The organism is Streptomyces sp. NPDC051569 (genome assembly GCF_044454085.1).
Classification (GTDB): domain Bacteria; phylum Actinomycetota; class Actinomycetes; order Streptomycetales; family Streptomycetaceae; genus Streptomyces.
On record NZ_JBITDJ010000020.1, the window covers coordinates 122182 to 131517 of the forward strand.

Below are 9336 nucleotides of genomic sequence, written 5' to 3' on the forward strand. Positions count from 1 at the left end.
CATTGCTGAAGTGCCCCATTTTCTCGCTTGAACGCGAGGGGCTCGAACCCCCGAAAGAGGGATTGACGACAAGTGCTCGACGTCAACTTCTTCGACGAGCTGCGGATCGGCCTTGCCACCGCGGACGACATCCGGACCTGGTCCCACGGCGAAGTGAAGAAGCCGGAGACCATCAACTACCGCACGCTCAAGCCCGAGAAGGACGGACTCTTCTGCGAGAAGATCTTCGGTCCGACCCGGGACTGGGAGTGCTACTGCGGCAAGTACAAGCGTGTCCGCTTCAAGGGCATCATCTGTGAGCGCTGTGGCGTCGAAGTCACGCGCGCCAAGGTGCGCCGTGAGCGGATGGGCCACATCGAGCTCGCCGCTCCCGTCACCCACATCTGGTACTTCAAGGGCGTCCCGTCCCGTCTGGGATACCTGCTCGACCTCGCGCCGAAGGACCTTGAGAAGGTCATCTACTTCGCCGCGTACATGATCACCTTCGTGGACGAGGAGCGCCGCACGCGCGATCTGCCGTCGCTGGAGGCCCACGTCTCCGTCGAGCGCCAGCAGACCGAGAACCGCCGCGACTCCGACCTCGAAGCACGCGCCAAGAAGCTTGAGACCGACCTGGCCGAGCTGGAGGCCGAGGGCGCCAAGGCCGACGTGCGCCGCAAGGTGCGCGAAGGTGCCGAGCGGGAGATGAAGCAGCTGCGCGACCGTGCGCAGCGCGAGATCGACCGCCTCGACGAGGTGTGGAGCCGCTTCAAGAACCTCAAGGTCCAGGACCTGGAGGGCGACGAGCTGCTCTACCGCGAGCTGCGTGACCGCTTCGGCACGTACTTCGACGGTTCGATGGGTGCCGCGGCGCTGCAGAAGCGCCTGGAGTCCTTCGACCTCAACGAGGAGGCCGAGCGCCTCCGCGAGATCATCCGTACCGGCAAGGGCCAGAAGAAGACCCGTGCGCTCAAGCGCCTCAAGGTCGTCTCCGCGTTCCTGCAGACCAGCAACAGCCCCAAGGGCATGGTGCTGGACTGCGTGCCGGTCATCCCGCCGGACCTGCGTCCGATGGTGCAGCTGGACGGTGGCCGCTTCGCGACCTCCGACCTGAACGACCTGTACCGCCGTGTGATCAACCGCAACAACCGCCTCAAGCGTCTCCTTGACCTCGGTGCCCCCGAGATCATCGTGAACAACGAGAAGCGGATGCTGCAGGAGGCCGTCGACGCGCTGTTCGACAACGGCCGCCGCGGTCGCCCGGTGACCGGTCCCGGTAACCGCCCGCTGAAGTCCCTGAGCGACATGCTCAAGGGCAAGCAGGGTCGTTTCCGTCAGAACCTCCTCGGCAAGCGAGTCGACTACTCGGCGCGTTCCGTGATCGTCGTCGGCCCGCAGCTCAAGCTGCACCAGTGCGGTCTGCCGAAGGCCATGGCGCTGGAGCTCTTCAAGCCGTTCGTGATGAAGCGCCTGGTGGACCTGAACCACGCGCAGAACATCAAGTCGGCGAAGCGCATGGTCGAGCGCGGCCGCACGGTCGTGTACGACGTGCTCGAAGAGGTCATCGCCGAGCACCCGGTGCTGCTGAACCGTGCGCCGACCCTGCACCGTCTGGGTATCCAGGCGTTCGAGCCGCAGCTGGTCGAGGGCAAGGCCATCCAGATCCACCCGCTCGTCTGCACCGCGTTCAACGCGGACTTCGACGGTGACCAGATGGCCGTCCACCTGCCGCTCTCCGCGGAGGCGCAGGCCGAGGCCCGCATCCTGATGCTGTCCTCGAACAACATCCTCAAGCCGGCCGACGGCCGTCCGGTCACCATGCCGACCCAGGACATGGTGCTCGGTCTCTTCTTCCTCACGACCGACGAGGAAGAGCGCAAGGTCATCGGCGAGGGCCGGTCCTTCGGCTCCACCGCCGAGGCGACCATGGCGTTCGACAACCGGGAGCTCTCGCTCCAGGCGAAGGTCGACATCCGCTTCCCGGTGGGTACCATCCCGCCGCGCGGCTGGACCCCGCCGGTGAGCGAGGAGGCCGACACCGACGGCACCGCCGTCGAGTGGCAGCAGGGCGACCCGTTCCGGCTGCGTACGACTCTGGGCCGCGCGCTCTTCAACGAGCTGCTGCCCGAGGACTACCCGTTCGTCGACTACTCGGTGGGCAAGAAGCAGCTCTCCGAGATCGTCAACGACCTGGCCGAGCGCTACCCCAAGGTCATCGTGGCGGCGACGCTCGACAACCTGAAGGCGGCCGGCTTCTTCTGGGCGACCCGCTCCGGTGTCACCGTGGCCATCTCCGACATCGTCGTGCCTGAGGCGAAGAAGGCGATCGTCAAGGGTTACGAGGCGCTGGACGAGAAGGTCCAGAAGCAGTACGAGCGCGGTCTGATCACCAAGGAAGAGCGCACCCAGGAGCTCATCGCGATCTGGACCAAGGCGACCAACGAGGTTGCCGAGGCGATGAACGCGAACTTCCCGAAGACCAACCCGGTCTCCATGATGGTCAACTCGGGTGCTCGCGGAAACATGATGCAGATGCGTCAGATCGCCGGTATGCGTGGTCTGGTGTCCAACGCCAAGAACGAGACGATCCCGCGTCCGATCAAGGCGTCCTTCCGTGAAGGTCTGTCCGTGCTGGAGTACTTCATCTCCACCCACGGTGCCCGTAAGGGTCTGGCCGACACCGCCCTGCGTACCGCCGACTCGGGTTACCTCACCCGTCGTCTGGTGGACGTCTCGCAGGACGTCATCATCCGCGAGGAGGACTGCGGCACCGACCGCGGTCTGAAGCTGCGGATCGCCGAGCGCGGCGCCGACGGTGTGCTGCGCAAGGCGGAGGACGTCGAGACGTCCGTGTACGCGCGCATGCTCGCCGAGGACGTCGTCGTCGACGGCAAGGTCATCGCGCCGGCAAATGTCGACTTGGGCGATGTCCTGATCGACGCCGTCGTCAAGGCCGGCGTCGAGGAGGTCAAGACCCGTTCGGTCCTGACCTGCGAGTCCGCGGTCGGCACCTGTGCCTTCTGCTACGGCCGCTCGCTGGCCACCGGCAAGCTGGTCGACATCGGTGAGGCGGTCGGCATCATCGCCGCCCAGTCCATCGGTGAGCCCGGTACCCAGCTGACGATGCGTACCTTCCACACCGGTGGTGTGGCCGGTGACGACATCACCCAGGGTCTGCCCCGTGTCGTCGAGCTCTTCGAGGCTCGTACGCCCAAGGGTGTCGCCCCGATCTCCGAGGCGGCCGGTCACGTCCGCATCGAGGAGACCGAGAAGACCAAGAAGCTCGTCGTCACCCCCGACGACGGCAGCGAAGAGACGCCGTTCCCGATCTCGAAGCGCGCGCGTCTGCTCGTCAACGACGGCGACCGCGTCGAGGTGGGCCAGAAGCTCACCGTGGGTGCCACCAACCCGCACGACGTGCTGCGCATCCTCGGTCAGCGCGCGGTCCAGGTCCACCTGGTCGGCGAAGTCCAGAAGGTCTACAACTCGCAGGGCGTGTCGATCCACGACAAGCACATCGAGATCATCATCCGGCAGATGCTCCGCCGTGTGACGATCATCGAGTCCGGCGACGCGGAGCTCCTGCCGGGCGAGCTCGTCGAGCGCTCGAAGTTCGAGACCGAGAACCGTCGTGTGGTCACGGAAGGCGGCCACCCGGCCTCCGGCCGTCCGCAGCTGATGGGTATCACCAAGGCCTCGCTGGCCACCGAGTCGTGGCTGTCGGCGGCGTCCTTCCAGGAGACGACCAGGGTCCTCACCGACGCGGCGATCAACGCCAAGTCGGACTCCCTGATCGGCCTCAAGGAGAACGTCATCATCGGTAAGCTCATCCCGGCCGGTACGGGTCTGTCCCGCTACCGCAACATCCGGGTCGAGCCGACCGAGGAAGCCAAGGCCGCGATGTACTCGGCCGTCGGCTACGACGACATCGACTACTCGCCGTTCGGCACCGGCTCCGGCCAGGCCGTCCCGCTGGAGGACTACGACTACGGTCCGTACAACCAGTAAGCGAGTCGCTTGAACGACCGAAGGGCGGTCACCCCGTGGGGGTGGCCGCCCTTCGGGCTTCCGGCAGCGTGTGACAGTGGCCACAGGCGGGCGGATCGCACGGGGCCGGCACGGGGGGCCGGGGGAGGCTTCGCGGCCTTACGGCAGGCCACCGGGGCCAGTTGGCGCGACGCGGTCGTCGCCGGGGGAGCCCGGCGTGTCGGGGTGCACGGCATTTGTTTTGACCGGAGTCGATGAGGTAGGTACGCTCAGACCTTGTGCCTGGGGTGTGCCTGGGCTCCTGTGCGTGTCCTCTGCCGCATGCGGAGTTCGAGTACTGGCCACCGTGATCTGCACCCTCCCCGTTTTTTCGCGGGGCCATGCAGCATTCGACACACCCGACCGCGTGGGTCGGCGATGTTCCAGGTTAGTTTTACGATCGGCACACAGAAACCGGAGAAGTAGTGCCTACGATCCAGCAGCTGGTCCGGAAGGGCCGGCAGGACAAGGTCGAGAAGAACAAGACGCCCGCACTTGAGGGTTCCCCTCAGCGTCGTGGCGTCTGCACGCGCGTGTTCACGACCACCCCGAAGAAGCCGAACTCGGCACTGCGGAAGGTCGCGCGTGTGCGTCTGACCTCCGGCATCGAGGTCACGGCCTACATCCCGGGTGAGGGACACAACCTGCAGGAGCACTCGATCGTGCTCGTGCGTGGCGGCCGTGTGAAGGACCTGCCTGGTGTTCGTTACAAGATCATCCGCGGCTCTCTCGACACCCAGGGTGTCAAGAACCGCAAGCAGGCCCGCAGCCGCTACGGCGCCAAGAAGGAGAAGTAAGAATGCCTCGTAAGGGCCCCGCCCCGAAGCGCCCGGTCATCATCGACCCGGTCTACGGTTCTCCTCTTGTCACCTCGCTGATCAACAAGATCCTGCTCAACGGCAAGCGTTCCACTGCCGAGCGGATCGTGTACGGCGCCATGGAAGGCCTCCGCGAGAAGACCGGCAACGACCCGGTCATCACGCTGAAGCGCGCGCTTGAGAACGTCAAGCCCACGCTTGAGGTCAAGTCCCGTCGTGTCGGTGGCGCCACCTACCAGGTGCCGATCGAGGTCAAGCCCGGTCGCGCGTCCACCCTCGCTCTGCGCTGGGTCGTGGGTTACTCCCGCGCCCGTCGCGAGAAGACCATGACCGAACGCCTCATGAACGAGCTGCTCGACGCCTCCAACGGCCTCGGCGCTGCGGTCAAGAAGCGTGAGGACACGCACAAGATGGCCGAGTCCAACAAGGCCTTCGCGCACTACCGCTGGTAGTCGCTACCCACATCGAGACCGAGAGAAGACTGAGCCATATGGCCACCACTTCGCTTGACCTGGCCAAGGTCCGCAATATCGGGATCATGGCCCACATCGACGCGGGCAAGACGACGACCACCGAGCGCATCCTGTTTTACACCGGTGTGAGCTACAAGATCGGTGAGGTCCACGACGGCGCTGCCACGATGGACTGGATGGAGCAGGAGCAGGAGCGCGGCATCACCATCACGTCCGCCGCGACGACCTGCCACTGGCCGCTCGAGGACGTCGACCACACCATCAACATCATCGACACCCCGGGTCACGTGGACTTCACGGTCGAGGTGGAGCGTTCGCTCCGCGTCCTCGACGGTGCCGTCACCGTGTTCGACGGTGTCGCCGGTGTGGAGCCCCAGTCCGAGACGGTGTGGCGCCAGGCCGACCGTTACGGCGTACCCCGCATCTGCTTCGTGAACAAGCTCGACCGGACCGGCGCGGAGTTCCACCGCTGCGTCGACATGATCGTGGACCGCCTCGGTGCGGTTCCGCTGGTCATGCAGCTTCCGATCGGTGCCGAGATGGACTTCAAGGGCGTCGTCGACCTCGTGACGATGAAGGCTCTTGTCTGGTCCGCCGAGGCCACCAAGGGCGAGATGTACGACACCGTCGACATCCCGGACACGCACACGGAAGCTGCCCAGGAATGGCGCGCCAAGCTTCTTGAGGCCGTCTCCGAGAACGACGACGAGATGATGGAGCTGTACCTGGAGGGCCAGGAGCCCACCGAGGAGCAGCTCTACGCGGCGATCCGCCGTATCACCCTCGCGTCCAAGGGCAGCGCCGACTCCGTCACCGTCACCCCGGTGTTCTGCGGCACGGCGTTCAAGAACAAGGGTGTCCAGCCCCTGCTCGACGCCGTTGTGCGCTACCTGCCTTCCCCCCTGGACGTCGAGGCCATCGAGGGCCACGACGTCAAGGACCCCGAGGTCGTCGTCAAGCGCAAGCCGTCCGACGACGAGCCGTTCTCCGGTCTCGCCTTCAAGATCGCGAGCGACCCGCACCTCGGCAAGCTCACCTTCGTCCGGGTTTACTCGGGCCGCCTTGAGGCCGGCACCGCGGTGCTGAACTCGGTCAAGGGCAAGAAGGAGCGCATCGGCAAGATCTACCGTATGCACGCGAACAAGCGTGAGGAGATCGCGTCGGTGGGCGCCGGTGACATCGTCGCCGTCATGGGCCTGAAGCAGACCACCACCGGTGAGACGCTGTGTGACGACAAGAACCCGGTGATCCTGGAGTCCATGGACTTCCCGGCGCCGGTCATCCAGGTCGCCATCGAGCCCAAGTCCAAGGGTGACCAGGAGAAGCTGGGTGTTGCCATCCAGCGTCTCTCGGAGGAGGACCCCTCCTTCCAGGTTCACTCGGACGAGGAGACCGGCCAGACCATCATCGGTGGTATGGGTGAGCTTCACCTCGAGGTGCTCGTCGACCGCATGAGGCGCGAGTTCCGCGTCGAGGCGAACGTCGGCAAGCCGCAGGTCGCGTACCGCGAGACGATCCGCAAGACCGTCGAGCGCATCGACTACACGCACAAGAAGCAGACTGGTGGTACCGGCCAGTTCGCGAAGGTGCAGATCGCTCTTGAGCCGATCACCGATGGCGACGCGAACTACGAGTTCGTCAACAAGGTCACCGGTGGCCGTATCCCCCGTGAGTACATCCCCTCGGTGGACGCGGGCGCGCAGGAAGCCATGCGGTTCGGCATCCTGGCCGGCTACGAGATGGTGGGCGTCCGCGTCACCCTTCTCGACGGTGGTTTCCACGAGGTCGACTCCTCGGAGCTCGCCTTCAAGATCGCCGGTTCGCAGGCGTTCAAGGAGGGTGCCCGCAAGGCGTCCCCCGTGCTCCTTGAGCCGATGATGGCCGTCGAGGTCACCACGCCCGAGGACTACATGGGCGATGTCATCGGCGACCTCAACTCCCGCCGTGGCCAGATCCAGGCCATGGAGGAGCGCAGCGGCGCTCGCGTCGTGAAGGGCCTCGTGCCCCTCTCGGAGATGTTCGGCTACGTCGGCGACCTCCGCAGCAAGACCTCGGGTCGCGCAAGCTACTCGATGCAGTTCGACTCCTACGCCGAGGTTCCCCGGAACGTCGCTGAGGAGATCATCGCGAAGGCCAAGGGCGAGTAACTCTTCCGAGTTCACGCTTTAGGCTTGTCACCGGAAGCTCTGGGGGATTCCCGCCGAACCACGGCGTGGATCCCCCGGGCCCCGGCATTCCAGCAAAGATCACCTGGCGCCGATGAGTAAGGCGTACAGAACCACTCCAGGAGGACCCCAGTGGCGAAGGCGAAGTTCGAGCGGACTAAGCCGCACGTCAACATCGGCACCATCGGTCACATCGACCACGGTAAGACGACCCTCACGGCCGCCATTACCAAGGTGCTGCATGACGCGTACCCCGACCTGAACGAGGCCTCGGCCTTCGACCAGATCGACAAGGCTCCCGAGGAGCGCCAGCGCGGTATCACGATCTCGATCGCGCACGTCGAGTACCAGACCGAGTCGCGTCACTACGCGCACGTCGACTGCCCCGGTCACGCGGACTACATCAAGAACATGATCACGGGTGCGGCGCAGATGGACGGCGCCATCCTCGTGGTCGCCGCCACCGACGGCCCGATGCCGCAGACCAAGGAGCACGTGCTCCTGGCCCGCCAGGTCGGCGTCCCCTACATCGTCGTCGCCCTGAACAAGGCCGACATGGTGGACGACGAGGAGATCCTGGAGCTCGTCGAGCTCGAGGTTCGTGAGCTCCTCTCCGAGTACGAGTTCCCGGGCGACGACCTTCCGGTCGTCAAGGTCTCGGCGCTCAAGGCGCTCGAGGGCGACAAGGAGTGGGGCCAGACTGTTCTGGACCTCATGGCCGCCGTCGACGAGTCGATCCCGCAGCCCGAGCGCGACGTCGACAAGCCGTTCCTGATGCCGATCGAGGACGTCTTCACGATCACCGGTCGTGGCACCGTCGTCACCGGTCGCATCGAGCGTGGTGTCCTCAAGGTCAACGAGACCGTCGACATCGTCGGTATCAAGACCGAGAAGACCACCACCACGGTCACCGGCATCGAGATGTTCCGCAAGCTGCTCGACGAGGGCCAGGCGGGCGAGAACGTCGGTCTGCTCCTCCGTGGCATCAAGCGCGAGGACGTCGAGCGCGGCCAGGTCATCATCAAGCCGGGTTCGGTTACGCCGCACACCAGCTTCGAGGCCCAGGCCTACATCCTGTCGAAGGACGAGGGTGGCCGTCACACCCCCTTCTTCAACAACTACCGCCCGCAGTTCTACTTCCGTACCACGGACGTGACCGGCGTCGTGACCCTCCCCGAGGGCACCGAGATGGTCATGCCGGGCGACAACACCGTCATGACCGTCGAGCTGATCCAGCCCGTCGCCATGGAGGAGGGCCTCAAGTTCGCCATCCGTGAGGGTGGCCGGACCGTCGGCGCCGGCCAGGTCACCAAGATCAACAAGTAATTGCTGATCTGACCTGGTAGCTCCTCGGAGCATCCAGCAGGGGCCCCGCACCCCGTCCGCGAGGACGGTGGTGTGGGGCCCCTGTTTTGCGTTGGTGGAGGAGGGGCGAGGGGGTACGGGAGGTCCGCGGTCCCCGTCCGTGCGGCGATGGCGACGACGGGCGGCCTGGTGGGCCTGGGGGCCCCACACGGGCCTTGTGGCCGGCAGGCGAGAGGGAGCGGAAGTGGTGCGGGCAGAGCGCGGCGGACAGCTGCTGCGGTTGGCGAGGAGAGCGGGTCGCCGGCCGGCGTCCAGGTGGCCAGGAGTGCTCCGAAAGTTTGGTAAAGTTGTACAGCGCCGAAAGGCAAAGGCCCTCCGAAGGCCACCGGAATTCAAGCGGCAAGAACAGCCAAATGAATCTGGTAGAGTCGGAACCGCCGGAAAGGGAAACGCGAAAGCGAGAACCTGGAAAGCACCGAGGAAGTCGGAAGCGAAAAGCATCTGATAGAGTCGGGAACACGAAGTACAGAACAAAATGAAACACCGAAGGGAAGCGCCCGGAGGGCCCCG

At 65.4% G+C, this 9336-nt stretch carries 5 protein-coding genes; all 5 read left to right on the forward strand.

All coding sequences use genetic code 11. The annotated features are described in order from the left end of the window. Positions 1-72 precede the first annotated feature (72 nt). Positions 73-3987, forward strand: a complete 3915-nt coding sequence (locus ACIBAE_RS24650; RefSeq protein WP_399289333.1) for a DNA-directed RNA polymerase subunit beta' — start codon at positions 73-75, stop codon at positions 3985-3987. Positions 3988-4430: 443 nt separating this feature from the next. Next, positions 4431-4802: a 30S ribosomal protein S12 gene (gene rpsL / locus ACIBAE_RS24655; RefSeq protein ID WP_003948652.1), complete on the forward strand. Its 372-nt coding sequence runs from the start codon at positions 4431-4433 to the stop codon at positions 4800-4802. 2 nt (positions 4803-4804) lie between these two features. Next, the gene (gene rpsG / locus ACIBAE_RS24660; protein WP_399289335.1) at positions 4805-5275 is read left to right on the forward strand and encodes a 30S ribosomal protein S7; all 471 of its coding nucleotides are present in this window, start codon (positions 4805-4807) and stop codon (positions 5273-5275) included. A 38-nt stretch (positions 5276-5313) separates the two neighbouring features. Beyond that, complete coding sequence (gene fusA, locus ACIBAE_RS24665; RefSeq protein WP_399289337.1) at positions 5314-7443, forward strand: elongation factor G; 2130 nt, start codon at positions 5314-5316, stop codon at positions 7441-7443. Between the two features lie 150 nt (positions 7444-7593). Next, the gene (gene tuf, locus ACIBAE_RS24670; protein ID WP_399289339.1) at positions 7594-8787 is read left to right on the forward strand and encodes an elongation factor Tu; all 1194 of its coding nucleotides are present in this window, start codon (positions 7594-7596) and stop codon (positions 8785-8787) included. Positions 8788-9336: the final 549 nt, after the last annotated feature.

What these genes read in the sequence shown, in the direction of transcription:
- rpsG (WP_399289335.1), top strand. Translation starts at nt 4,805, where the DNA reads ATGCCTCGTAAGGGCCCCGCCCCGAAGCGCCCGGTCATCATCGACCCG.
- fusA (WP_399289337.1), top strand. Translation starts at nt 5,314, where the DNA reads ATGGCCACCACTTCGCTTGACCTGGCCAAGGTCCGCAATATCGGGATC.